Raw genomic sequence first — 25,124 nt, forward strand, 5'->3', positions numbered from 1 at the left:
TATGATGATTGAGTCGGTTCGACTGCACCGGTTCCGAAATTATGAGAATCAAAAAATCTCCTTTCCTAAGGCGACGATTCTCTTATATGGGCAAAACGGACAAGGGAAGACCAATCTTCTGGAATCTTTATATTTAGGCGGAATCGGCAAGTCTTATCGGGGCATTGCCGATTCTGATCTCATTTCCTGGGAGCACGAGAAAGCCAGCGTTATCATCGATTTTAACCGTAACGATACGACACAGCAGATAAAAGTGATCTTGTCCAAACTCGAGAAAAAAGAACTGTGGGTCAATGAAACAAAGGTATCGCAGAAAGAATTGATCGGAACCTTGAATGAGGTCCTGTTTTCGCCCGATGACCTTCAGCTCATCAAGGGCAGCCCTTCTTTGCGGCGCCGTTTTATCGACATGGAGATTTCTCAGGTCAGCCGGTCTTATTACCGGGATTTACTGCAGTATAACCGGGCCGTGTCGCAGCGCAATCTCTTATTGAAAAAGATGAAATACAACGGCAATCAATCGCTTGATGAATGGGATCGTCAGATTGCCGGTTTTGCAGCGTCCATCGTAAGCAAACGCTTAGAAGCTCTTCAGAAATTATCGTTTTTGGCAGGGGTTCTCCATAAAAGGCTCAGTCGGGGAAAAGAAATGCTCCATCTGACCTATGTCCAACCTTATGGGACTGGGGAGGGCCGCCATCAGACTGATCCGAAATGGTATTATGATTGCTTACAGCAGCATCTCCCTGAAGATATCCGCCGTCAAGCTACGTCGGTCGGGCCTCATCGTGACGATCTCTTATTTTCTGTCGGCCAAGGGGATTTAAAGAAATACGGTTCTCAGGGACAACAGCGGACGGCTGTCTTGGCGCTGAAATTGTCGGAGCTGGAATTTATCAAATCGGAGACCGGCGAATACCCCGTTCTCTTATTGGATGACGTCATGAGTGAGCTCGATCAAAGCCGGCGCCAGGCCTTGCTGGACTTTGTCCGCAACCGGATTCAAACCTTTATTACGACGACAGAGCCTGACATTTTTGCCGGTATGGATGGCTGTCATCCCATCTGTATTGAACAAGGGAGGGTGGTTTCTCATGGAGAAGCGAAGTCTTAAACTTGAAAAAGCCGGACTTGCCATTCCTGAAGTCTTGGCCAAACACCGTCTGCTCCTTCCCTACCGGATGTACCAGGCTAAGCGGGACTGGAAAAAAATCGTAGGCGAGCAAATTGCTAAATATTCATATATATTAGATTTTAAGAATAATGTTATTGTCATTGCCGTCATGAATCCCGTTTACATGAATTATTTATTTATGTATAAAAATAAAATAATAGAGGAAGTTAATTCCTATATTGGGCATCAGGCTATTGCCGATGTCCGTTTTGTCAAAAAGGGGAAAAAGCCGGTTCAGACGGTCTATGAAACCTTAGAAGGAGAAGAAAAAGATGTCCTTCCTGAGGGGAATATCCGCCAAGTCATTCTTGACGATTCGACGGTGGCCAACATTCGTCGTGAAACGGAAAACCTCCCGGACGGCTTACGGGAACGGGTCGTACAGCTTCGTTTTGCCCAGGCTAAACGGGTAAAAGCCTATGCCGTAAGCGGCTTCATTCCCTGTCCCTCCTGTGGCCGCTGGATGGCTAAAGGCGAAAAGATTTGCATCTTTTGCCGGAGCGCTGCCCACCATGCCCTGAAAATGAAGGTACGTGCCGTTTTAGAAGATATGCCCTGGCTGACCTGGGAGAAAATGGCCGAGGCCCTGACTGTTCCGACAACGGATAAATCCGGTGAACAGGCCTATAATGACGTTAGGCGCAGCCTTATCTATCGGTATATTGAAAAGGTGTATTATGAATACGATACGGCTGCTGATGACCTCGTTTTGGCCATCCTCATTACCCGCCGTGTCCCCGGCGATATACCGCCTAAATTTATTGAAAATCTCGTTGCAAAATATCGGAGGAAACCAGAACATAATGTATCTCCATCTGAGTCCTGACACGATGATTCCCATCAAGGATATCGTGGCTATCGTACCGTATCCGAAACAAAAGGGCGCGGCTATTTTACAGTCTTTCGATCTCCCCGTGCGAGAGGTCGGAGTTTCGTCAGAACGGAATTGGCGCTCTTTAGTGATTACCGGGGAGGCAGTCTATTCTCTGCCCCTGACCGGGGAGACCATGCTTCGCCGATATCAGAAATGTTTGCAGATTTTGTCGCATTGCGAACAGGCGTAAGGGCGGTACGTATTTAAAAATTATTGATTTTACGGTATAATAAAGTGTTAGTTGCCTAGTTAATCATTAAAAATTGCAAGAAACAGGAGTTGAGAATTTATATGTCGAAAGACAAAGCGCGATATGGTGCCGAACAGATTCAAGTATTAGAAGGCCTGGAAGCCGTTCGTAAACGGCCTGGGATGTACATCGGCAGTACGTCTGAACGCGGTCTGCACCATCTGGTTTATGAAGTCGTCGACAATAGTATCGACGAAGCCTTGGCCGGGTATTGTACACATATCGAAGTTACGATTCAGGAAGACAACAGTATCACCGTTGTCGATAACGGCCGTGGGATTCCGGTTGCCATGCATAAGATCGGCAAGCCTGCTGTTGAAGTCGTATTGACTGTCCTCCATGCCGGCGGTAAATTCGGCGGCGACGGCTATCCCATTTCCGGCGGCCTTCATGGCGTCGGTATTTCTGTCGTCAATGCTCTGAGTGCCTGGACTAAGGTCGAAGTAAAGCGCGACGGCTATCTATGGGACATTTCTTTTGCCCGCGGGTTGACGGAGTCGCCGTTGAAAAAAATCCGGCCCTTGGAAGCCGGGGAAGAAACGGGAACCCGAGTCTCGTTTAAACCGGATCATGACATTTTCCCCGATACGGTATACGATTTCAATACCCTGAAGACCCGCCTGCGGGAACTCGCATTTTTGAATAAAGGCTTAAACATCACACTTACGGATAAAAGAGGCGAAGGCAAACAAGAAGTATACTGCTATGAAGGCGGTCTCGTTTCCTTTGTTTCCTTCTTAAATGAAAAACACCAGGCCGTTAATCCGACGGTGGTCAGCATCGATGGTGAAAAAAATAAGGTTATCGTCGATATCGCTATGCAGTATAACGACGGCTACAGTGAAAATATCCTGACCTTTGTCAATGATATCTTTACCGAAGAAGGGGGCACGCACCTCAGCGGGTTCCGTTCCGGTTTGACTCGTACCATCAACGACTATGGCCGCAGTGCCGGTATTTTAAAGGACAATGAAGATAATTTATCCGGTGAAGACGTCCGCGAAGGGTTGACGGCTGTCATAAGTGTCAAAGTCCGGGAACCTCAGTTTGAAGGGCAGACGAAGACCAAGCTCGGAAATGGCGAAGTCAAAGGCATCGTCGATAACATCATTTCTGATGGCTTGAAAGAATTTTTTGAAGAACATCCGTCGGAAGCAAAGGCGGTCATCAATAAGACCATTTCGGCGTCTCGTGCCCGCCAGGCAGCCCGCCGTGCCCGCGAATTGACGCGCCGGAAAAATGCTTTGGAAATCAGTAGTCTTCCCGGTAAATTGGCCGACTGCTCAGAAAAAAATCCTGATCAGACGGAAATTTACTTAGTCGAAGGTGACTCGGCAGGCGGCAGCGCCAAACAGGGCCGAGATCGAAGATTCCAGGCTATCCTTCCGCTCCGCGGGAAAATCATCAATGTCGAAAAAGCTCGTCTCGATAAGATTTTGGCTAACGAAGAAATTCGCTCCATGATCACGGCTTTCGGTACCGGTATCGGTCAGGAATTCGACATCAGCAAACGCCGTTACGATAAAATTATCATCATGACCGATGCCGATGTCGACGGTGCCCATATCCGCACGCTGCTCTTGACCTTCTTCTATCGGTTTATGAAGCCCCTCATTACGGAAGGCCACGTCTTCATCGCTCAGCCGCCGCTGTATCAGGTACGCAAGGGAAAACAGGTATGGTATTTCTATACCGATGAATCGATGCAGAGCAAGCTCGATGAATTAGGACGCGACAACAATTCTGTCGTCGTCCAGCGTTATAAAGGTCTTGGTGAAATGAATCCGGAACAGCTCTGGGAAACGACGATGGATCCGGAAAACCGGACCATGCTCCAAGTCCACTTGGAAGATGCTGTGGAAGCCGACCGTATTTTTTCGGTCCTCATGGGCGATAAGGTCGAACCGCGGCGTAAATTCATTGAAGACAATGCGAAAAAGGTCCGTAACCTCGACTTATAATCAGGAGAACCTATGCCGAAACTTTCTCGAAAGATAAACTTATTTACCGATTCCGTCATTGCCCGCATGTCAAAGGTAGCTGAAGGCTGCGGGGCCATTAACCTGTCAGAGGGCTTTCCCGATTTTCCGCCGCCTAAGGCTATGCTCGACCGCTTGGCCGAAGTCGCCAAGGAGGGACCTCATCAGTACAGTCTCGATAACGGGGCTTCGAACCTGCGCCGGGCTCTGGCTGATTATCGAAAAAGCTTTACCGGAAGGCGCCCCGATCCGGAAACGGAAATCGTCGTTACCTGCGGCGGTACGGAAGCGCTGATGACGGCCATGATGGCCATCGTCAATCCCGGCGACAAAATCATCCTCTTTTCACCTTTTTATGAAGCCTACGCAACGGATGCCCTGCTCTGCGGCGCCGAGCCGATTTATGTGTCCCTCAAAGGGGATGATTACACCTTTGACGGCGATGAATTAGAAGCGGCCTTTAAACAGCGGCCGAAGGCAATCTTTATTTGTAACCCGTCCAATCCCTGCGGTAAGGTTTTTTCGAAAGAAGAACTGCTTACCATTGCGTCCCTTGTCGAAAAGTATGATACCTTTGCCGTCATCGATGAAGTCTATGAACACATCGTCTACGAACCGACGGAGTATACCTATTTTTCGACCCTTCCCGGGATGTATGAACGGACCATTTCCTGCGGCTCCCTATCGAAGACGTATTCGATTACGGGCTGGCGGTTAGGCTATATCTTTGCCTCTCCATCAGTAACCGATGCTATTAAAAAGCTGCACGTCTATCTGACGATCAGTGCTCCCAGTCCCCTTCAAGAAGCGGCTGTAACCGGTCTGGAGTTCGGTCCTGACTACTATCAGTGCCTTCGAGAGCTCTATCGGAAAAAGCGAGATTTCGTCATGAAGGGCCTCGATGCCATCGGCATAGCTCATAACGTCCCTCAAGGAGCTTTTTATATGCTCCTCGACATCGGTACCTACGGGTATGATGACGATGAAGCCTTTTGCCGGGATTTAGCGGAAAAAATCGGTGTCGCCCTCGTTCCGGCATCGACCTTTTTTAAAGAACCTGTCCATCACTTGGCAAGATTGCAGTTTGCCGTCCGCGATGAAACCTTAGCCGAAGCCATGCATCGTCTGGAAGGCATTCATAAACTAAAAAAATAATTTATCTCGTTACCTTATCATAAGGAGGGATTACCGATGAAAAAATGGCACCTGCTTCTCGCTGCCCTTTGTCTGACAGTCAGTACGATGACAGTCCTGGCCGACGGCGTTCCGGAAGGTACGCAGACGGGACAGTCGTCAGCCGTCATCCTCACTGATCCGACGGTAAATATGAAGAATTTGAGTGATTTTTATATTCTTGAAGGCCGTACCTATGACAAGGTAACCGGATTGCTTATGGCCTTGCCGCCGCAGACGACAGGCCTTACAGGCGATTATTATTTTCGCGTTGACAAGCAGGTCGTCGGCGACTACTTCTATCACGTCAAAGCTTACGATACGGACTCCCACGTCTTAAAGGGAAACTATTTTGTGGCTAAAGATGAGAGCAGTGCCTGGAAGCTTCAGAACGACCAGCAGGCATCCCTTATCTACGGCAGTGCCGAAAAGCTGATGGATAAGGTTGAAGTCGTCGTGTATCCGCAAAAAATCCCTCTTGGCAGTTACGGTATCATCCGCGTTCATGTACCGGGAATGATTCCCTATGATATCAAGGCGACCAGCCTCAATACGAAAATTGCCGATATTACGGAGCATATGAATATCCGCCCGCTGGAAGCGGGGAAAGTCGATCTCGTCGTCGATGTGAAAATCGGCGATTCCCTTCGCACGGTGACTAAAGAAATTACCGTCGTCGATGAAGCGGACCGCAGAGAATCAAAGTCCCGCAATAATCCCAGCGTCGGTGTCGGTATCGGTATTGGCTGGGGCAGCGGATGGCATCATGGCGGTGGAATCGGCATCGGTGTAGGACCTTGGTGGTAATCTAAAAGGAGAGTGTATCTACTGTGGAGTTTTCCCTAGGAAAACAGTTACTGGTCATCATCTTACTTATCTTTGGCAACGGCGTCTTTTCATTATTGGAAATGGCTATCGTCAGCAGTCATCAATCTCGATTGGAAGCGATTGCCGATGAAGGTAGCAAGTCGGCGGCTATCGTCCTGAAACTGCGTGAAAATCCGAATAAGATGTTTTCTACGGTCCAGTTCGGCATCACCTTGATCAGCCTCCTGACCGGTGTCTACGGCGGTACGGAAATGGCCGGCCCTTTATCCGTTTATGTAGCCAAGATTCCAGGCCTTGAACCGTATGCCTATACGATCAGTCTGACCAGTGTCGTCGTATTGATTACCTATTTGACGATTATCCTCGGTGAAATTGTTCCTAAACGGATTGCCATTGACAATCCTGAAAAAGTAGCCTGCTTGCTGGCCCGTCCCATGCTGTACTTTTCGGCCATTTGTACGCCTGTCGTCTGGATCCTGTCGTGGTCGACGACGGCTGTCACCAAAATGATGGGTGTCAAGAAGCCGGAAGTGCTGCCGGTTACGGAAGACGAAATAAAATTGCTCTTAGAGCAGGGCGTCGAACTCGGGGCTTTTGAAAAAGAAGAACCGGAGCTGGTCACCCGCGTCTTTCGCCTGGCCGATATGGACGTCGGCGACATCATGACTAACCGGACCCAAGTCGATTGGCTCGACGTGGAAGATCCGGAAGCGACGATGATGAATGAATTGGTGGCTTTCAATCACAATAATCTTCCTGTCGGGCGGGGGTCTTTGGATGACTTCATCGGCATGGTATCGGTCAGTGAAATCTTTCAGAAGTATTATGAAAATATTCGCCATCAAAAACCGGCGTCTCTGCCTGTTATTGTAGAAGAATGCGTCCACAAACCGATTTATATTCCGGAATCGATGGACATCATGAAAGTCGTCCACGTCTTTCGCGAACACAGCGTTCATGAAGTCGCCGTCCTTGATGAATACGGAAACTTTAGCGGCATCCTGACCCTTCACGATATCCTCGAAGAATTAGTCGGCATCATGCCGGCCGGGGAAGAAGAAAAGAAGGAAGAAGCCAATCGCATCATCCAACGGGGACCGAACGACTGGCTTATCGAAGGACTGCTTACGATTGAAGAATTTAAAGATTTCTTCGGCATCGAAGATGAACTGCCTGACGAAGAAGAAGACTTGTATAAAACCCTGGCCGGCCTGATTACCTATGGTGTCGGCCGGATCCCACGGGAAACGGATACCTACGTATGGAAGGACTTTACCTTTGAAGTCGTCGATATGGATAACCTCCGCGTCGATAAAATCCTCGTCACTCGCAATCCAGATTATTCTGAAGATGATGAAGAAGAAAAATAAAGGCATGAAAAAAGGGAGCTGTACCTCAATCAATGGGTACAGCTCCTTTTGTCGTACTTATTCACTTTTGGTCGAGCGGAGAAAGAGATTTTTTAAGACTTCATGAGGGTCCTGATGTTCCTGTATGATGGAATGAACGGCCGACGTAATGGGCAGTTCTACGCCGTAGTGGGCCGATAGATCTAACAGGGCTTCGGTCGTGCTGACGCCTTCAGCAAGTTTTGAAAAAGTGTTTCCTTCGATAAAATCTTGGCCGAAGCGGCGGTTGTTGCTGTGCGGCGAAAAGAGGGTCGCTTCATAGTCGCCTAAGTGACTGAGGCCGTACACGGTCATGGCCTGGCCGCCCATGGCAGAGACTAAAACCGATAACTCATGGGCACCGCGGGCCATGAGGGCACCTTTTAAGGCCGTCATATGGGCCCCGTCGAGCATGCCGGCTGCAATACCGACGACGTTTTTGGCAGCAGCTCCGATTTCAATGCCGAGAAGATCTTGGCCGTAATAGAAGCGGATCAGCGGGCTGGTAAAAGTATCGACTAAGAAATGGGTCAACTCATCGTCTGCCGAGGCGATGACCATACAATTGGGCATGCCGCTAATGAAGTCCTGGACATGGCCGGGGCCGACCCAGACCGCAGTCCGTACGGCCTCCCCAAGTTCTTCTGCCATTACCGTTGTCAGCCGCTTGCCGCTGCCGGCTTCGAGGCCCTTCATGGCCAATACGAAGGGCAAGTGCTTGTCGTATCCGGCGCTCCGAATATCCTTGGCAAAGGAACGAAGCTGCTGGGCACTGATAGAAATAATGCAGATATCGGCACCGGACATGGCCTCTTTCAGGTCGTCGGTCAGGGTGATTGCGTTCGGTAAGGTAAGATAATCATTTTTCCTTGTTTCTTTCAGGCGGCTCAGGTTTTTAGAACCCGGTCGTCCCCATAAGGTCACGTCATGACCGATATGGTCGGCATACCAGGCATGGAAACTGCCCCAGCGGCCACAGCCTAAGACGGTGATATTCATAGTGGTTTCTCCCCTCAGAATAAGTTTTTGTAATTAAATTATAACATGGATTCATCGATTCAGACAGTTTGTGACGATGGATAAGGGCTTTAACCAAAGTATACTTTTTTGGCAAGGATGTTGAATTTTGTTGGAATTGCAATGGATATTTGTCCCCTCATTGGATATACTGAACTCAGAAAGGGCAGTGATAAGCCCTCTTGTTTCGGTATGTCGTGAGTCAGCAGCTAGTCTGCCGCGAAAGGAGTATGCCTTATGGGAAGAAAAATTACAGAAAAAGTTACTTGGGTCGGAAAAATCGATTGGGAACTGAATAAGTTTCACGGCCATGAATATTCGACGGAAAAGGGTTCGTCTTATAATTCCTATCTAGTTCGCGACCAGAAAGTCGCCTTGATCGATACGGTATGGAAACCCTTCGATGAAGAATTCGTCGATTACTTAAAACAGGAAATCGACTTGAATAAAATCGATTACATCGTCATGAATCATAATGAAAATGACCACAGTGGGGCACTGCCGGCTTTGATGCGGGAAATCCCCGACGTTCCCATTTACTGTACCCAAAAAGGCGAAGCCATTCTTCGCGGGCTGTATCACCAAGATTGGAATTACGTCAACGTCAAAACGGGCGATACCCTGGATCTGGGCGACAGTAAGCTGGTATTCATTGAAGCGCCCATGCTCCACTGGCCGGATACGATGTTTACCTATATGACCGGTGACAATATCCTCTTCAGTAATGACGGCTTCGGTCAGCATTTTGCCAGCGAATGGATGTATAACGACTGCGTCGACCAGGCAGAACTCTATCATGAAGCCATGAAGTATTATGCCAATATCTTGAATCTCTACAGTCCCATGGTCATCCGTAAGATTGATGAGATCTTAAAGATGAACGTTCCCGTCAACATGATCTGCCCCAGCCACGGCGTCATCTGGCGCGATAATCCCCTGCAAATCGTGGAAACGTATCAGAAGTGGGCTAAAGAATATCAGGAAAATCAGATTACCATCATTTATGATACGATGTGGAACGCCACGCGGCGCATGGCTGAATCGATTGCCCAAGGCCTTCGTGAGGCCGATCCGACGCTGACGGTCAAGTTGTATAATTCAGCCGTCGACGATAAGAACGATATCGTCACGGAAGTCTTCAAATCGAAGGCTATTTTAGTCGGCTCACCGACAATCAACTACGGATTTCTCTACTCTATCGGCGGTATCATGGAAATGATTCGCGGTCTGAAGTTTAAAAACAAGAAGGCCGCAGCCTTTGGCAGCTACGGCTGGAGCGGTGAATCGGTCAAACAGATTACGGGCCTTTTAAAAGAAGCCGGATTTGAACTGGTTAACGACGGACTCCGCTGCCAGTGGAACCCCGACATGGAATCACAAAACCTCTGCCGTGACTTTGGGCACGATTTTGCAAAGTCTCTGGCAAAATAAGCCTCTTCTGTCTCATAAAAAAAATCGGATCTCTCCCTCGAGAGGTCCGATTTTTATTCATGATATGATTCTTTATAAATGGGCGATGACAGCGTCGCGATAGGCTTCGGTCGTCGCCTTTCCGCCAAGGTCCGGCGTGAGGGCGTTCTTTTCTGCCAGGACGGCATCGACGGCTTTGCGAATCTTTTCGGCAATGGCCGTTTCGCCGATATGTTCAAGGAGCATGCAGGCTGACCAAAGAAGAGCCGTCGGATTGGCAATGTGCTTGCCGGCAATATCGGGAGCGCTGCCGTGGACGGCTTCGAACATGGCGTAATCGTCGCCGATATTCATGGAAGGCAGGAGACCCAGGCCGCCGATGAGGCCGCTCGTAAGGTCGGAAATAATATCGCCGTAGAGGTTTGGCATGACGATGACATCGAACTGTTCCGGACGCATGACCAGCTGCATGCAGGTGTTGTCGACGATTTTATCATCGCTTTCAATCTGCGGATAGTCAGCGGCGACGGTGCGGAAGGTGTCGAGGAATAAACCGTCGCTCATCTTGAGGATGTTGGCCTTATGGACACAAGTGACTTTTTTGCGTCCGTGGGCAATGGCATATTCAAAGGCCGAGCGAATGATGCGTTCACTGGCTTTTCTCGTGATGAGTTTGATGGCGTGAACCGTATCTTCATTCATCTTATATTCGACGCCGATATATAAATCTTCTGTGTTTTCACGGAAGGTGACGACGTCGACGTTGGGGAAGGGGGTCGGTACGGCCGTATTCGACTTGGCCGGACGGATATTGGCATAGAGATCGTATTTATTGCGCAAGGTGACGTTTAACGAACGAAATCCCTTGCCAATGGGCGTCGTAATGGGCGACTTTAAGAGGATGCGGGTCTTTTCAAAAGAAGCAAAGGCAGCATCGGGAATGAGGGCGCCGTTCTTTTCATATTCAGCAGCGCCGACATTGAAAATTTCGTAGCTGAGAGGCGCTTTGGCAGCGTCGAGGATGGCAAGGACAGCATCGGTGATTTCGGGACCGATGCCGTCGCCTTTGAATACGGTGATTGTCTTCATGGTTATCTGTCCTTTCGGGGAATATAATCCATGAGGTCGCCGACGTACTTGGCGGCCGGACGGACGATGCGGTTGTCGTAGAGCTTGTGTTCGATGTTGTGGGCCAGCCAGCCGACCATACGGCTGATGACGAACAGCGGCGTGTATAAATCGCGGGGAATGCCCAGCATATTATAGGCAAAGCCGCTGTAAAAATCGACGTTGCTGCACATGGTGACGCCTTTTTCTTTGGTAAGGGTATCCATGGCCAATCTTTCAAAACGGTTGTAGAAGCGGAAGACGTCGTTCATGCCTTTTTCTTTGGCCAAGATGCCGCAGTAATGACGCATGATTTCAGCTCGGGGGTCGGACAGGGTATAGACGGCATGGCCGAAACCGTATACCAGGCCCTTGTCGCTTCCCTTGAAGGTTTTATTGAGTATTTGATGGATGACTTCCACAATTTGGTCGTCCGTAGCCTTGATGCCGATGGCATCGATGATCTGTTCCATCATCAAGGAGACACGGATGTTGGCGCCGCCGTGACGCGGTCCTTTAAGGGCGCCGACGGAACTTGCCATACTCGAATAAATATCGGTGTCTGTAGAGGAAACGACGATATTGGTAAAGGTCGAGTTGGTACCGCCGCCGTGGTCGGCATGGAGAAAGAGCAAGAGATCGAGGAGCTGCGCTTCTTTGGGAGAGAATTTGCTGTCCGGGCGCAGCATGGATAAAATATTTTCGGCTGTCGAATAGTCCTTGCGAGGGTAGTGAATGACCAGACTCTTACGATTGTAATAGTGAATCTTGGACATATAAGCATAGACGGCAATGGAGGGCAGCTTGCTCATGATGTTCAGCCCTTTGCGCAGGGTCTGATATACATCCGTATTGTCCGGATCGGGATCATAGTTGTACAAGGTCAACAAGGCGTGCTGCAGCTTGTTCATCAGATTTTTGCCCGGCAGGCGAAGGAGGTTCATTTCCAAAAAGTCATCGGGCAGATCATATCCGTTTTGCAGCACCTTACAGAAGGCTTTCAATTCGTCTTCGGTCGGCAAGTAGCCGAAGAGGAGAAGAAAACTCGCTTCTTCGTATAAATAACCTTTATAATTCGTTTCTTTGACCAGCTCGCGAATATCGATGCCGCGGTAGTATAAGATGCCGTCACAGTCGATTTTTTGGTCATTTTCGTCGCGACGGTAGCCGACGACATCGGCAATGCGGGTCAAACCGACGAGGACGCCGGTATGATCTTCATTACGCAAGCCACGCTTTACACCGTACTTGGAAAACCATTCGCGGGGAATCTGCGTGTAGTTCTGTGACTTGCCGTAAAATTGGGCTAAATAAATATTTTTATCCAATTTGATTCCTCTCTTTCCTTCGAGTATGAATATAGAGGAATAACTTATAAATTATCGGTTATTCAGGAATATTCATATTTTTTTTATAGGGAATATTTTTCAGAATATTCCTGTAAAGTATAAGTTATTATAGCATATTAATGGACAAAGTAAAATAAAAATCATGCAAACTATGTAACGTTTAAAGGGTAGTCAAGGCCTTTTTTTGTATGATATAATATTTACTGAAATGGAATAAATTTTATATTGTGAAAATTATTTTACTAAATTTCATATTGTGAAAAGCCGTCGCGTCAGCGATGACAAAGGAGGGGTTACGTATGATTCAGTTATACGATGGTGGTGTCTATTTAGTTAACGGTAAGGATATCGTACCGGAACAGGAAGCGGCTAAGGTTCAGCAGCTTACGGGAAAGACTGTTTCCAAAGAAGACGCAAAGAAGGGAACGATTGCCTATTCTATTTTAAAAAATCATAATACGTCAGCATCGATGGATAATTTGAAGATTAAATTCGATTCTATGGCGTCTCATGATATTACCTACGTCGGCATTATTCAGACGGCGAAGGCCTCGGGGATGGATCATTTCCCGCTGCCCTACGTCCTGACCAACTGTCATAACTCACTCTGTGCCGTCGGCGGCACCATTAATGAAGACGATCATGTATTCGGTCTTTCGGCAGCGAAAAAATACGGCGGTATTTTTGTGCCCCCTCACGTCGCTGTCATCCATCAGTATATGCGTGAAAAAATGGCCGGCTGCGGCAAGATGATCATCGGTTCTGACAGTCATACCCGCTACGGTGCCTTGGGAACGATGGCTGTCGGAGAAGGCGGTGGTGAACTGGTAAAACAGCTCCTGGAAGATACGTATGACATTGCCTACCCCGGCGTCGTCGGCGTCTACCTTACGGGAAAACCGAATCCGGCCGTCGGCCCTCATGACATTGCCATTGCCATCGTCGGAGCCGTCTTTAAGAACGGCTACGTCAAAAATAAGGTCATGGAATTCGTCGGCCCCGGCATCGCTTCCATGGATACGGACTACCGCAACAGCGTCGACGTCATGACGACGGAAACGACGTGCTTGTCTTCCGTATGGCGGACCGACGAAGATACGAAAGCCTATCTCACTCAGCACGGCCGCGGCGATGCCTATAAAGAACTGAATCCGGCTGACGTAGCCTATTACGACGGCTTCATCTATATCGACCTCAGCACGATTAAACCGATGATTGCCATGCCCATGCATCCGAGCAACGCCTTTACCATTGACGAACTGAATGCCAATCTGGAAGACATTCTCCATGAAACGGAAGAAGCCATCAACAAGCGCATGAGCAATAAAGATTTGAAATACACCCTTACCGATAAAATTAAAGACGGTAAACTCATGGTACAACAGGGAATCATTGCCGGCTGCTCCGGCGGTAATTACAGCAACGTCGTGGCCGCTGCCCATGTTTTAAAACAGGGTACCAGCAACAGTCACGACTTCTCTCTCGACGTATACCCCTCATCCCAGCCGGTTTACCTGGACCTTGTCCGCAACGGCACCGTTTCGACCCTACTCGAAGCCGGGGCCATCTTTAAGACCGCCTTTTGCGGTCCTTGCTTCGGCGCCGGAGATACGCCGGCCAACAATGCCTTCAGTATCCGCCATACGACGCGAAACTTCCCGAACCGCGAAGGTTCAAAACCGGGCAAAGGCCAATTTGCTTCCGTAGCCTTGATGGATGCTCGCTCTATTGCTGCGACGGCCATTAACGGCGGCGTCCTGACGTCAGCTGACGGCTATATGGATGACTATGTAGAAACGCCTTATGAATACGACGATAAGCCGTACGCAACCTTGGTTTATCAGGGATTTAAACAAGGTGAAGATGAAGATTCGCTGGTCTATGGACCGAATATCAAAGACTGGCCCGATATGGAACCGTTGGCCGACTCGATTCTGCTGAAAGTCTGCTCGAAAATCATGGATCCCGTTACGACGACGGATGAATTGATTCCTTCGGGGGAAACGTCTTCGTATCGTTCCAATCCCTTGGGACTGGCTGAATTTACCCTGTCGCGCCGTGATCCGGAATACGTCGGACGGGCTAAAGCCGTAAACAAAGTCGAACAGGCTCGATTAGCAGGAGACTGCCCGGCCGGTGTCGATCCGGATTTAAAAGCTGTCTTTGAAGCCTTGAAACAGCGTTTTGGCGGCGTTTCCATGAAAGACGTTGAAATCGGCAGTATGATTTACTGTGTAAAACCTGGCGACGGTTCGGCCCGTGAACAGGCAGCCAGCTGCCAGCGCGTCCTCGGCGGCCTGGCCAATATCTGCAGCGAGTATGCGACGAAGCGCTACCGCTCCAACGTCATCAACTGGGGCATGCTGCCCTTCCAAATGGAAGGCGAACCGGATTTTGAAATCGGCGACTATATTTACGTTCCCGACGTCAAAAAGGCCCTCGACGGCGACATGAAGGATATTAAAGCCTATGTCGTCACCAAGGGCATGAAGGAACTGTCCCTCTATATCGCTCCCATGACGGACGATGAAAAGAAAATCGTTAAAGCCGGCAGTCTGATCAACTACAACCGCAATCGCTGATCCTCATTCATCGAAGAGATCGTCCTTTTCGATGAGGCCCTCTTTCGGTGACGTATGGTAGCGTTTTTTCCAAGCTCGATAAAAGGTCGAATAATTGGTAAATCCACATTCGTAACAAAGCTCTGTCAAAGCCCGTCCCTCCTGCATGAGGCGGCGGGCTTTTTGCAGTCTTCTGGCCGTAATGTAACTGCCGGCGGTCATGCCGGTCTCACTTTTGAAGAGGTGCATCAAGTAGTCCGGACTCATATAGAATCTCTTGGCCAGGGCCGGAATCGACAGGTCAGCGGTAAGATTATTTTCGAGGTAGTCGACGATATGGGCGATTTTTTGGTGCTGTTGTTTTTTCTTTACAAAGCCGATTTTCTGCGTTTTCATAGCCATCCAAAGATGGATGAGGAATTCCGAAAACAGGGCCTCCTGCAGGATATTCCCTTCCGGGTCCGTATAAGACCAGGCTCGCCTCAGACGGCAGGATACGTTGTACAGGCTGTCCGCTTCCTGGGGCTGGCGGAGGATGGGCGAGGCGGAGTCGGAAAATAGTTGGCCCACAGGGCAACCGCGCTGTTCGTATGTCTTAAGGTAAGCCGGAGAAATATAGGCGATGATGCGCTCGTAAGGCGTGTCGCCGGTAACGCTCGGACGATGGATTTTTCCGGCTGGAATAACGACGATGTCAAAGGGTTTTAAATCGTAGGCCGTTCCCTCGACGTCGTAAGATACATGTCCCTGGAAAAAGAGGGTGATCTTGTCAAAGTCATGATAATGGTAGGGACAGGTCCACTGCCTTTTATCGACTAGGTGGAACAGTTTTAGATTACCCGATAAGTAGCCTGTTTTTTGTGCCATGTCAGTCTTTCCTTCTCTCTTTGATTGACTTTTCTTAAAAAGGAAGTTCAGTTATCTTGAAATAGCATTATTTGCAATATAGATAACATTATTTTCATATACTTTTCACTTTCAGTTATTGTATAATAGATGCTGTAAGGATTCAAGACAGTTAATGATCAATCATTATGAGTATATAATTTTTAATGGAGGGTACAAGATATGAAATTTGTCAAAATGCACGGTTTAGGCAATGATTTCGTCTTTTTTGAAGATAAGCAGGGAGCCGACAAGGATTTCTCCCAGTTAGCGATCAAGCTGTGTGCGCCTCATACCGGCGTAGGCGCTGACGGTATCATCGTCATCGTTCCCAGTGATAAAGCCGACGTCCGCATGCGCATCATCAATGCCGATGGAAGTGAAGCTGAAATGTGCGGCAACGGTATCCGCTGCTTTGCAAAATACGTCTATGACCATAAGATCATTGACAAAAAAGAATTTACCGTTGAAACCTTGGCCGGTATCATGAAGCCCAAGGTCATTCTCGGCGATGACGGAAAAGTAAGTTTAGTTACCATCAATATGGGGAAACCCTTTACCAATCGTTCTCAGATTCCTATGGAAGGCCCTGAAGGCCCGGTCGTCGACGAACCCCTTGAAGTAGATGGCAAGACGTATAAGATTACCAGCCTGCTCATGGGCGTACCCCATACGATGGTCTATGTAAAAGATGTCGATGCCGTCCCCCTTCATGAATTAGGTCCTAAATTTGAAACCCATAAGGCCTTCCCGCGTAAGACCAATATGAACTTTGTCCAGGTCATCGACGACCATACGATCAAGGTCCATACCTGGGAACGCGGTGCCGGCGCTACCTTGGCTTGCGGAACCGGTTCCTGCGCCTGCGCCGTCGGTTCTTTCATGAATGGTTTTACCGGACGCAGCGTCGACGTTCAGCTGTACTTGGGAACCCTTCACATTGAATATGATGAAAAAGACGGTAACGTCTATATGACAGGTCCGGCTGCCGTTACTTTTACCGGCGAATGGCTGGAAGATTAATTTATAACTGTATATAATAAAAAGAGGCTGTCAATGGCAGCCTCTTTTTCTCATATGTGAGGTATTTTATGGAAATGAAACAGATACAGAAGGGTAAATTCATAGATCGACCCAATCGATTTATTGCCCACGTTGACTTGGACGGACAGGTGATTACCTGCCATATGCCAAATCCCGGAAGGATGTGGGAACTTCTTTTTAAGGGGACGATTGTTTATGTGCGGCCGGCAGACAATCCCAAGCGCAAGACGCCGTATGACGTCGTCGGCATCGAACGCGACGGCGTTCCGATTTTACTCGATACACAATATAATAACGATACGGCAGCCTGGCTTGTCGAAAACCATCTCATTCCGGGTTGGGAAGAATGGAACCTCGTTCGCCGTGAAGTGACTGTTGGCGACAGCCGCTTCGATCTCCTTTTAGGAAAGGGCGAAGAACGATTTTTCGTCGAAGTGAAATCCTGTACCTTATTCAGTGACGATGGGGCGATGTTCCCCGATGCCGTCACCGAACGAGGGAGAAAGCATATTTTAGAATTGGCGTCTATGAGCGAGAAGGGAATCCGTACGGGCGTCTTATTCCTCGTTCATTGGGACCGGGCACGGTGGTTCCTTCCCGATTACCATACGGATCCCAATTTTGCCGAAGCCTTTTATGAAGCGGCACCTCTCCTCGATTGGAAGGCCTTGGCCCTTCGCTGGGACTCCTCGTTCTCAAGGCCGGAACCGGTAAGACTCCTAACCTATCCGGAAGCCGTGTTAACGGCCGAAAATCATGACAGCGGCGACTATCTTTTCGTCATCCGAATCGCAGATGATACCGATATTGCTATTGGATCGAAAGGGATAATGCACTTTCCAAGGGGCTACTACGTCTATACCGGATCGGCTAAGAAGAATTTAGCGGCCCGACTGGCTCGTCACCGCCGTAAGCGTAAAAAATTCCATTGGCACATCGACTACCTGCGGCAGGAAGCTGATGTCATTGCTGCCATTCCCATTCGCACGTCCCAGGATTTAGAACATGAATTGGCGGGAGCTGTCGAGGTGATTTCCGATTGGCGTATCGACGGATTTGGCTGCACCGATTGCCATTGTCTGTCCCATCTCTTTGGCTTTACAGAGAACCCCATTCACTACCGTCCCTTCATTCAAATTGTCGAAGATTTTCGCATGAATCGACTGAAAAACAGGATATAAAATGTAAATTATAAGCGTAAAAATGATGAACGACCTTTTTTTTATGCGGGGTTATGGTATAATGTGAGATAAATCAATGATTAAGAGGGGGCGAGGCGCTATGGAACGCTCGCAGGCATTGGCTTTACTGCAAAAATATAATAAAGAACCTTTTCATATCATGCATGCCCTGACCGTTGAAGGGGTCATTCGCTGGTATGCGCAAGAATTAGGGTACGGCGATGACGTTGACTTTTGGGGGCTCGTCGGCCTCCTGCACGACGTCGATTTTGAGCAGTATCCCGATGAACATTGTAAAAAAGCAACGGAACTCTTAGCAGAAATCGGTGCTGATGATAAATTTGTCCATGCTGTCGTCTGCCATGGCTATGGCATCTGTGTCGATGTGGCCCCGGAACATATGATGGAAAAAGTCCTCTATGCTGCCGATGAACTGACAGGCCTTATTTGGGCAGCTGCCAAGATGCGCCCTTCAAAGAGCACGAAAGACATGGAAGTAAAGAGTTTAAAGAAAAAATTTAAAGATAAACGGTTTGCTGCCGGCTGTTCCCGCGAAGTCATCCAAAATGGCACTGAATTATTGGGCTGGGACTTGGCAGAACTGTTTGAAAAAACTATTTTGGCTATGCGCTCCTGTGAAGACGGTGTTCGCAACGAATGCCGGGAATTGACCGGAGTGGATGAATAAAAGGAGGAATCTACTATGAAATTACGCAAAACGATTATGGCAGCTGTGGCTGCGGCTATGTTGACAGTGGGTGCTGCCGGTGCTTCTTTCGCAGCAGGTTTGGGTACGATTGACGCTGCCGCTCTCTTGCAGAATCATCCGAAGTACGCGAAGACCATGGCCACCTGGCAGGCCGACGTAAAATCGGCTCAGGACGATTTCCAGCGGGATCTGAAGAAGACGAACGATCAAAAAGCTCAGCAGGCCTTAGTCGAAAAATATAATAATAAATTGAACCAGCAGCGTATCGCTTTATTCCAGCCGCTGGAAAAAGATATTCTTGATAAAACCCAGGCTGTTCAGAAAGAAAAGGGCTTGGATTACGTCGTATTGAGCGGCTCCGTCGTTGTCGGTCAGAGCCAGGATATTACCCAGGACGTCGCTGCTCGCTTAAAATAAGGTCAGCATTTACCGTCTGAGGGAAGGTAAGATCCATCATAAAATATATAAAGACGCAGCTCGATGGAGCTGCGTCTTTTTTTGTCAGAACCTGTCTGTGTGTGTCATCGCGAGTGAAGGACTTTTCATAACCTCGATAGTTTGAAAAAAGGCAGTCATTGCCGAAGGAGGGGTAATTTGTTAGAAAAACGTTTTTCGGATTTTTGACGGCATATTCGATTTGTCTGAAGCTTCTCGTGAATAAAGGTACTTATAATGATAGGTCTGAACTGGAAAAATGCGGATAATCGTATGGCAGGAATTCATGGAATTTCCAATTGGGCAAAAAAACGCAAAGGCTGTCTTAAGCCGTTATATTTTATTCTCAGCTTATTTCACGTATGATGAGGGTACGAAATGAGTCATTCGGAAACAGAAGAAAAGGAGAATAAGTATATGGAAATCATTGCTATTGTATTGAGTTTGTTCTTATTAGTCACATTCGCTTACCGCGGATTTTCGGTCATTTTATTTGCACCTATTTTCGCATTGTTTGCAGCGAGCTTTTCCGGTCTGCCAATCTTACCGGGGTACACGGAACTGTTTATGGCGAAAGCCGTTACCTACATCAAATCCTTCTTCCCGGTCTTTCTGCTCGGTGCCGTTTTCGGCAAGATTATGGAAGAAACGGGGATGGCCCGCAGTATTGCCTTGGAAACGATTCGACTCATCGGGAAAGATAAGGCCATCTTCGCCGTCGTCTTTGCCTGCATGATTCTCTGCTACGGCGGCATTTCCATGTTTGTATGTGCTTTTGCCGTTTATCCCTTTGCAGCAGCTTTATTCCGCGAAGCCGATATTCCTAAACGCTTGATTCCGGCCTGCTTTGTAGCCGGTGTCTTCACGGCTACGATGGACTGCTATCCGGGATCGCCTCAGATCCAGAATATTATCCCGACGATTTACTTGGGAACGACGACCTTTGCAGCTCCGATCTTAGGTTTAATCTGCGGGACCTTGCTGATTATACTCTGCTTTATTTATCTTGAATTCCGTCGTAAACAACTGGCTCGTTCCGGTGAAGGATACGGTAACCATACCCTTAACGAAACGGTCATCGATCCGGAAGCCAAACTTCCGCCCTGGCAGTTGTCCATTATTCCCCTTATCGTCGTCTTAGTTTTAAACTTCTATTTCTCTATGATTTTCCAGTGGGATGAATCTTTATTGAGCCCCTTCCGCAGCATGAATGTTCCTCTTCTGGCTAAAGGTGTTCACAATGTCGTCGCCATTTGGGCTCTCGTCATAGGCCTCTTGGCAGCCATTATCATTGCCAGTGCAACAGGACGTAAATTCATGTCCAAAAATACGAGCATCAAAGCGGCTCTTAATGCCGGTGCTTTAGGATCTCTCCTGGCTATTATGAATACGGCTTCCGAAGTCGGTTACGGCAACGTCATCGCATCTTTGCCGGGATTCATGGAAATCGCCGATGCCCTCTTAGGGATTGGTCAGGGCATGCCCCTTTTCAACGTTGCCTTAATGGTCAACATCTTGGCCGGTATTACCGGTTCTGCTTCGGGCGGCCTCAGTATTGCCCTCGATATCTTCGGTCAGCACTTCTTGGCTGAAACGGCAGCTGTCGGCATTCCTGCTGAAGTCGTCCACCGTATTGCCGCTATGGCATCGGACGGTATGGACAGCCTTCCCCACAATGGCGCCGTCATCACGACCTTGGCTATTTGCGGTCTGACTCATCGTGAAGCCTATAAAGATATGTTTGCCATTACGATCTTAAAAGTTATCATTGCCTTCTTCGGTGTATTCTTCTATATGCTGACCGGCATCGTATAAAAATAAAAAGTTCGTGAAAAAAGGTACTGACTCAGACGAGGCAGTACCTTTTTCGGCTATTCTTTTAGTTCTGTTGAACATACTCTTCCGATTCGGGTCAGGATGTTCAAGGCATCTTCGCGCTCTTTGGGCGTAAAATCTTTGAAAACCAAGTCATTTAATTCTTCGATTTTCTGCTGCACCGGTTCTCGGATGGCCATGCCGGCTTCCGTCGGTCTGACTCGGATGCTGCGGCGATTTTTCGGGTCCAGGATGCGGTCGATAAGGCCCCGTTTTTGCATTCGGTCGAGGACGCCGGAAATGGTTGAGTTTTCGACTCGCAGAATCGTCGCGATTTCCTTTGGCGTCAGGGTTTCATTTTTCCAAAGACAGGCCAGTACGCCGTATTGACCGGGGGTAATGCCGAATTCTGCCAAGTGTTCGGAAAAAATTAAAAATACTTCATGTTGTGAAATAGTTAGTAAAAAGTTAATACATCTCGTGTAATCCACCGGATATCTTCCTTCTTTCTGAAAATATTTCGTATTACTAATTACTATATATTTTATCATATTTCAGTATATATAGCTATCAATTTTTTTTTGAAATAAAAGAAAAGAGGTCAGGATGTAGCAATTCTGTATCTACTGCCGTATAATGAGATTGATAAAATAAGAAAGCAGGATTCTGGGGGAACCATGAAGCAAAAGAAAATATTTGGATTTGACTACACGGATAATGAGTACATGAAAATCTTTATGTACCTTTTGGTCGGCGGTTCGGCTGCCATATTAGAGTGGTCGTTGTTTTATATTTTTTTCAGGCTGCTGTCGGCGGCCCTTGTTTTTTCCGTACAGACGCAGACCGTCTTAACGGCTACGACCATGGCTTTTGCCTTGTCGACACTGTATCATTATATTCTTTGCAATCGCTTCGTCTTTGACAGCGGCAGCCGTTATCAGCGAGGAACGGAAGTATCCTTGGTGTTCGTCGTCAGTGCTATGGGCCTTGGCTGGAACCTGCTGCTTATGTGGCTGTTTACATCGCCGGCATTTTTGGGCTTAAATCCGATGATTTCAAAAATCATGGCCAGCGCCATCGTTACCGTATGGAATTACGTATCGCGCAAAAAGTGGATTTTTAAATAGAAGGGGGTGTCTTTATGGCACAGGCATCAAGAATTATGGAAATTTTGCAGGAAATGATTCATATCGACAGCGAGACGAATACGCCAAAAGAACGACAGATTGAACAGTATTTACAAAAGTTCTTTGCCGAAATGGATGTTATCAGCGGACTCATTCACGTACCGAACGACCGCTGTGAACGATCCGTCGTCTACGGATTGGTTCGGGGGAAAAGCAGTCGTACCGTTATTTTTATGAATCATCATGACGTCGTCGATATTGAAGTATACGGCAATCTGCGCGACCAGGCTTTTGATCCGGAAGAACTGAAAAAAGCCTTGTCCCATAAAGACATGAGTGAAGACGTACGCCGTGACCTTGAAAGCGGAGAATGGCTGTTCGGCCGCGGTTCGTGTGATATGAAAGGCGGCGCCGCTGCTCAATTGGCCGTCTTTGAAGACTATGCTAAACATCCGGGAGAAGCCAGTTTACTGTATCTTTCCCTTCCAGACGAAGAAACGTATTCGGCCGGGATGCGGACAGCCATCACCTTGCTCAATGAACTGCGCAATTCCTATCGCCTGACGTACGATATCCTCATCGACAGTGAACCGAACCGTAAGGTAAAGGACGAGATCATTTCGTTTACCGGAACGGTCGGCAAGATACAGCCGGTCGTCTTGGTTCAAGGTAAACCTGTTCACATCGGACTCTATGATACGGGAATCAATCCGGTAGGCGTCTTGTCCCAACTCATTGCCAATACGGAAGGCAATAAAGAATTGACCGATTCTTGTGACGGTGAGCAGACACCGCCGCCGGCCTGGGTCTACCTCCGCGACCGAAAGGAACGGTATGATGTTACCCTGCCTCAGCGCGTCGCGGCGGCCTTGAATCTCCTTACGTATCAAAAGACACCGGATGACGTGATGTATGTCTTGTTGGAAGAAACGAGGCGGGCCGTTCACGATTTGTCTCAGAATATGGGGAGGGACTTCCCTATGGATGTCCTCAGTGCTGACGAACTCATGCAGCAGGCCATGGCCTATCCCGGCTTCGATGTTTTTTATCAGGCTGCTAAACAGGCATCCTTTGTATCGCTCCAAGAAGGAAAGAGTACGTATGTTGAAGAAACGATTCGCCTGTTAGAACAGATTCTTGATTTTACCGGTATTACGATTCCCATGGCCGTTGTGGCCTTTGCTCCGCCCTATTATCCGGCAGCCGACAGCATGGCCGCGCAAAATTCGGAGTTTACCGGGTTGTTGGAAAAATTGTCCGCTATGGAATCCATCCGGTTTAACCGTTACTTTAACGGCGTTTCCGACTGCAGTTACTGCTGCGTCGATCCGAATTTTAATGAAAAGATGATTGAAAAGAACCTCCTCTTATGGGGGAAAGCCTATCCCTTCGACTTAAACAGCCTTAAGAAACTTCAAATCCCCTTTATGCTCTTAGGTCCTTGGGGGAAAGACCTCCATGAAAGAACGGAACGGGTCAATATCGAAAGTGTATCGAAGAAACTGCCGGCTGTCTTAGATGCGATTCTTTCATACGTTGGGAAAATAGATTCTTAAAAGATATCGGAATTCTTAAGTAATGATGAAAATGCATTGCAAAATGTAACTGTATTGTAAAACAAATATGGTATACTATGAAATAATAATGTCGTAAGCGACAATATTAAATTCAAATAAGAAAGCAGGGATTGATGATGAACAAAAAATCTTTAGTCTTGGCTGCTGTTATGGCAGCATGCTCTGCATCCTTGGCTTTTGCTGCGCCGCAGACGCAGTGGGAACAGGGACAGTGGCAGGTTGATTTGGGCGCCTGGAATACCAAGGCTTCCGTTGATGCTGATAAAGTCGTTGGTGTAGGCGGTGATGTCAGCACTGATACAAACTGGAATTTCCAGGGCGGCGTAACCTATGGCCTTACGGATAAATGGGGCCTTCAGTATAACTACTATGGCCTGAAATCCGATGGCAACAATGAAACGCTTGGTATTGGTACCGACGGTTCTCAGCAGGAAGTAAACGCCATTTACTCCATCAATAAGAACTTCGCAGCCTATGCCGGCTGGAGCCGCATTGAAAATGAATTGAGCGGTCGCGGTTATTCGACATCTGATACGAACAACATCGCTCAGATCGGCTTGATTGCCAAAGCTCCTTTGGCTGATAAACTCGACGTTTACGCAAAAGGTGCTTTGGGTACCAAGAGTACGACTATGTGGGAAGCCGGTCTCGGCTACCATGTCACGCCGGATCTCGACGTCAATGCCGGTTATCGTTATTTAAACACCAAACTTGGTGATAAAGGCGATTTAAATGACGATGCCAACATCTCTTACAAGGGCTTCATTGCCGGTGTTTCCTATCGTTTTGGCGGCGGTCCTAAGGAAGAAGCTCCGGAACCGGCAGCTCCGGTTTACACACCGGCACCGGCTCCGGCCCCGGTTTATACTCCGGCTCCGACCCAGGCTCCGGCTAACGACTACTACCTCGAAAGCGTTCACTTCGGATTTGACGAAGATCAGCCTCTTGCTTCTGAAAAAGCAAAGATGGACCACTTCGTCCAGGTTGCTAAAGCCTATCCGAACGACACCTTTAAACTCGTCGGCAATACCGATGCTAAAGGCAGCAACGCTTACAACGATGACCTCTCGAAACGCCGCGTAGACAACGTCGCTACTTATGCAGAAAGCCAGGGCGTTCCGGCCTCTCAGATGGTCCTCGATTACAAAGGCAAGACCGATCCGGCCAGCACCAATGACACTGAAGAAGGTCGTGCCGATAATCGCCGCGTCGATATTTGGCATCAATACTAAGATTCAGCT

22 protein-coding genes are annotated in these 25,124 nt (G+C 48.2%); 17 read left to right on the top strand and 5 right to left on the bottom strand.

The window, feature by feature from the left end:
- The first annotated feature begins 1 nt into the window (after position 1).
- The 7 genes from recF (at position 2) to UCI88_RS04230 (ending at position 7,648) form a co-directional block, all read left to right on the top strand.
- Positions 2-1,114, top strand: a complete 1,113-nt coding sequence (recF, locus tag UCI88_RS04200; RefSeq protein ID WP_044503421.1) for a DNA replication/repair protein RecF — start codon at positions 2-4, stop codon at positions 1,112-1,114.
- The gene (locus UCI88_RS04205; RefSeq protein WP_256179715.1) at positions 1,095-2,000 is read left to right on the top strand and encodes a DciA family protein; all 906 of its coding nucleotides are present in this window, start codon (positions 1,095-1,097) and stop codon (positions 1,998-2,000) included. Before recF ends, UCI88_RS04205 begins: the two co-directional genes overlap by 20 nt.
- The gene (remB, locus tag UCI88_RS04210; RefSeq protein ID WP_044503423.1) at positions 1,978-2,238 is read left to right on the top strand and encodes an extracellular matrix regulator RemB; all 261 of its coding nucleotides are present in this window, start codon (positions 1,978-1,980) and stop codon (positions 2,236-2,238) included. Before UCI88_RS04205 ends, remB begins: the two co-directional genes overlap by 23 nt.
- Positions 2,239-2,339: 101 nt before the next feature.
- Entirely contained in the window at positions 2,340-4,259 is a 1,920-nt protein-coding gene (gene gyrB, locus UCI88_RS04215; protein WP_065360053.1) for a DNA topoisomerase (ATP-hydrolyzing) subunit B, read from the top strand.
- Between the two features lie 12 nt (positions 4,260-4,271).
- Complete coding sequence (locus UCI88_RS04220) at positions 4,272-5,432, top strand: pyridoxal phosphate-dependent aminotransferase (RefSeq protein WP_256179716.1); 1,161 nt, start codon at positions 4,272-4,274, stop codon at positions 5,430-5,432.
- 36 nt (positions 5,433-5,468) lie between these two features.
- Entirely contained in the window at positions 5,469-6,257 is a 789-nt protein-coding gene (locus tag UCI88_RS04225; RefSeq protein WP_256179717.1) for a hypothetical protein, read from the top strand.
- A gap of 23 nt (positions 6,258-6,280) precedes the next feature.
- Positions 6,281-7,648: a hemolysin family protein gene (locus UCI88_RS04230; RefSeq protein WP_044503426.1), complete on the top strand. Its 1,368-nt coding sequence runs from the start codon at positions 6,281-6,283 to the stop codon at positions 7,646-7,648.
- Between the two features lie 57 nt (positions 7,649-7,705).
- Here UCI88_RS04230 and UCI88_RS04235 read toward each other — a convergent pair whose 3' ends face one another.
- Positions 7,706-8,665 carry an NAD(P)H-dependent glycerol-3-phosphate dehydrogenase gene (locus UCI88_RS04235; RefSeq protein WP_256179718.1) on the bottom strand — a complete coding sequence of 320 codons (960 nt, stop codon included), beginning with the start codon at positions 8,663-8,665 and terminating at the stop codon, positions 7,706-7,708.
- A 255-nt stretch (positions 8,666-8,920) separates the two neighbouring features.
- Between UCI88_RS04235 and UCI88_RS04240 the strand changes: the two genes are divergently transcribed.
- Positions 8,921-10,114, top strand: a complete 1,194-nt coding sequence (locus UCI88_RS04240) for an anaerobic nitric oxide reductase flavorubredoxin (protein WP_256179719.1) — start codon at positions 8,921-8,923, stop codon at positions 10,112-10,114.
- A 72-nt stretch (positions 10,115-10,186) separates the two neighbouring features.
- Here UCI88_RS04240 and UCI88_RS04245 read toward each other — a convergent pair whose 3' ends face one another.
- Positions 10,187-11,182, bottom strand: coding sequence for an isocitrate/isopropylmalate dehydrogenase family protein (locus UCI88_RS04245; protein ID WP_256179720.1), 996 nt, complete (start codon positions 11,180-11,182; stop codon positions 10,187-10,189).
- 2 nt (positions 11,183-11,184) lie between these two features.
- Complete coding sequence (locus tag UCI88_RS04250; protein ID WP_044503430.1) at positions 11,185-12,528, bottom strand: citrate synthase; 1,344 nt, start codon at positions 12,526-12,528, stop codon at positions 11,185-11,187.
- A gap of 320 nt (positions 12,529-12,848) precedes the next feature.
- On the opposite strand from UCI88_RS04250, the gene UCI88_RS04255 reads away from it, so the two are divergent.
- Positions 12,849-15,131: a hydratase gene (locus UCI88_RS04255; RefSeq protein ID WP_256179721.1), complete on the top strand. Its 2,283-nt coding sequence runs from the start codon at positions 12,849-12,851 to the stop codon at positions 15,129-15,131.
- Positions 15,132-15,134: 3 nt separating this feature from the next.
- Here UCI88_RS04255 and UCI88_RS04260 read toward each other — a convergent pair whose 3' ends face one another.
- Positions 15,135-15,977 carry an AraC family transcriptional regulator gene (locus tag UCI88_RS04260; protein ID WP_256179722.1) on the bottom strand — a complete coding sequence of 281 codons (843 nt, stop codon included), beginning with the start codon at positions 15,975-15,977 and terminating at the stop codon, positions 15,135-15,137.
- 201 nt (positions 15,978-16,178) lie between these two features.
- Between UCI88_RS04260 and dapF the strand changes: the two genes are divergently transcribed.
- The 5 genes from dapF to UCI88_RS04285 all read left to right on the top strand — a co-directional run bounded on the left by dapF (position 16,179) and on the right by UCI88_RS04285 (position 21,179).
- Positions 16,179-17,018: a diaminopimelate epimerase gene (dapF, locus tag UCI88_RS04265; RefSeq protein WP_044503433.1), complete on the top strand. Its 840-nt coding sequence runs from the start codon at positions 16,179-16,181 to the stop codon at positions 17,016-17,018.
- 68 nt (positions 17,019-17,086) lie between these two features.
- A complete protein-coding gene (sfsA, locus tag UCI88_RS04270) occupies positions 17,087-18,220 on the top strand; it encodes a DNA/RNA nuclease SfsA (RefSeq protein WP_256179723.1) in 1,134 nt (377 codons plus the stop codon).
- Between the two features lie 100 nt (positions 18,221-18,320).
- A complete protein-coding gene (locus UCI88_RS04275) occupies positions 18,321-18,908 on the top strand; it encodes a hydrolase (protein ID WP_330024034.1) in 588 nt (195 codons plus the stop codon).
- 15 nt (positions 18,909-18,923) lie between these two features.
- The gene (locus UCI88_RS04280; protein ID WP_044503436.1) at positions 18,924-19,346 is read left to right on the top strand and encodes an OmpH family outer membrane protein; all 423 of its coding nucleotides are present in this window, start codon (positions 18,924-18,926) and stop codon (positions 19,344-19,346) included.
- 435 nt (positions 19,347-19,781) lie between these two features.
- Positions 19,782-21,179 carry a GntP family permease gene (locus UCI88_RS04285; protein WP_330024037.1) on the top strand — a complete coding sequence of 466 codons (1,398 nt, stop codon included), beginning with the start codon at positions 19,782-19,784 and terminating at the stop codon, positions 21,177-21,179.
- Positions 21,180-21,235: 56 nt separating this feature from the next.
- On the opposite strand, the gene UCI88_RS04290 is transcribed toward UCI88_RS04285, so the two are convergent.
- Positions 21,236-21,670, bottom strand: coding sequence for a MarR family winged helix-turn-helix transcriptional regulator (locus tag UCI88_RS04290; protein WP_044503437.1), 435 nt, complete (start codon positions 21,668-21,670; stop codon positions 21,236-21,238).
- A gap of 186 nt (positions 21,671-21,856) precedes the next feature.
- On the opposite strand from UCI88_RS04290, the gene UCI88_RS04295 reads away from it, so the two are divergent.
- The 3 genes from UCI88_RS04295 to UCI88_RS04305 all read left to right on the top strand — a co-directional run bounded on the left by UCI88_RS04295 (position 21,857) and on the right by UCI88_RS04305 (position 25,115).
- On the top strand, positions 21,857-22,306 hold the full coding sequence (locus tag UCI88_RS04295) for a GtrA family protein (protein ID WP_044503438.1): 450 nt from the start codon (positions 21,857-21,859) through the stop codon (positions 22,304-22,306).
- A gap of 14 nt (positions 22,307-22,320) precedes the next feature.
- Positions 22,321-23,862 (top strand): M20/M25/M40 family metallo-hydrolase, encoded by a 1,542-nt coding sequence (locus UCI88_RS04300; RefSeq protein WP_256179726.1) that lies wholly within the window; start codon positions 22,321-22,323, stop codon positions 23,860-23,862.
- Between the two features lie 134 nt (positions 23,863-23,996).
- Complete coding sequence (locus UCI88_RS04305) at positions 23,997-25,115, top strand: outer membrane beta-barrel protein (protein WP_256179727.1); 1,119 nt, start codon at positions 23,997-23,999, stop codon at positions 25,113-25,115.
- Positions 25,116-25,124: the final 9 nt, after the last annotated feature.

The organism is Megasphaera massiliensis (genome assembly GCF_036305205.1).
Classification (GTDB): Bacteria; Bacillota; Negativicutes; order Veillonellales; family Megasphaeraceae; genus Megasphaera; species Megasphaera massiliensis.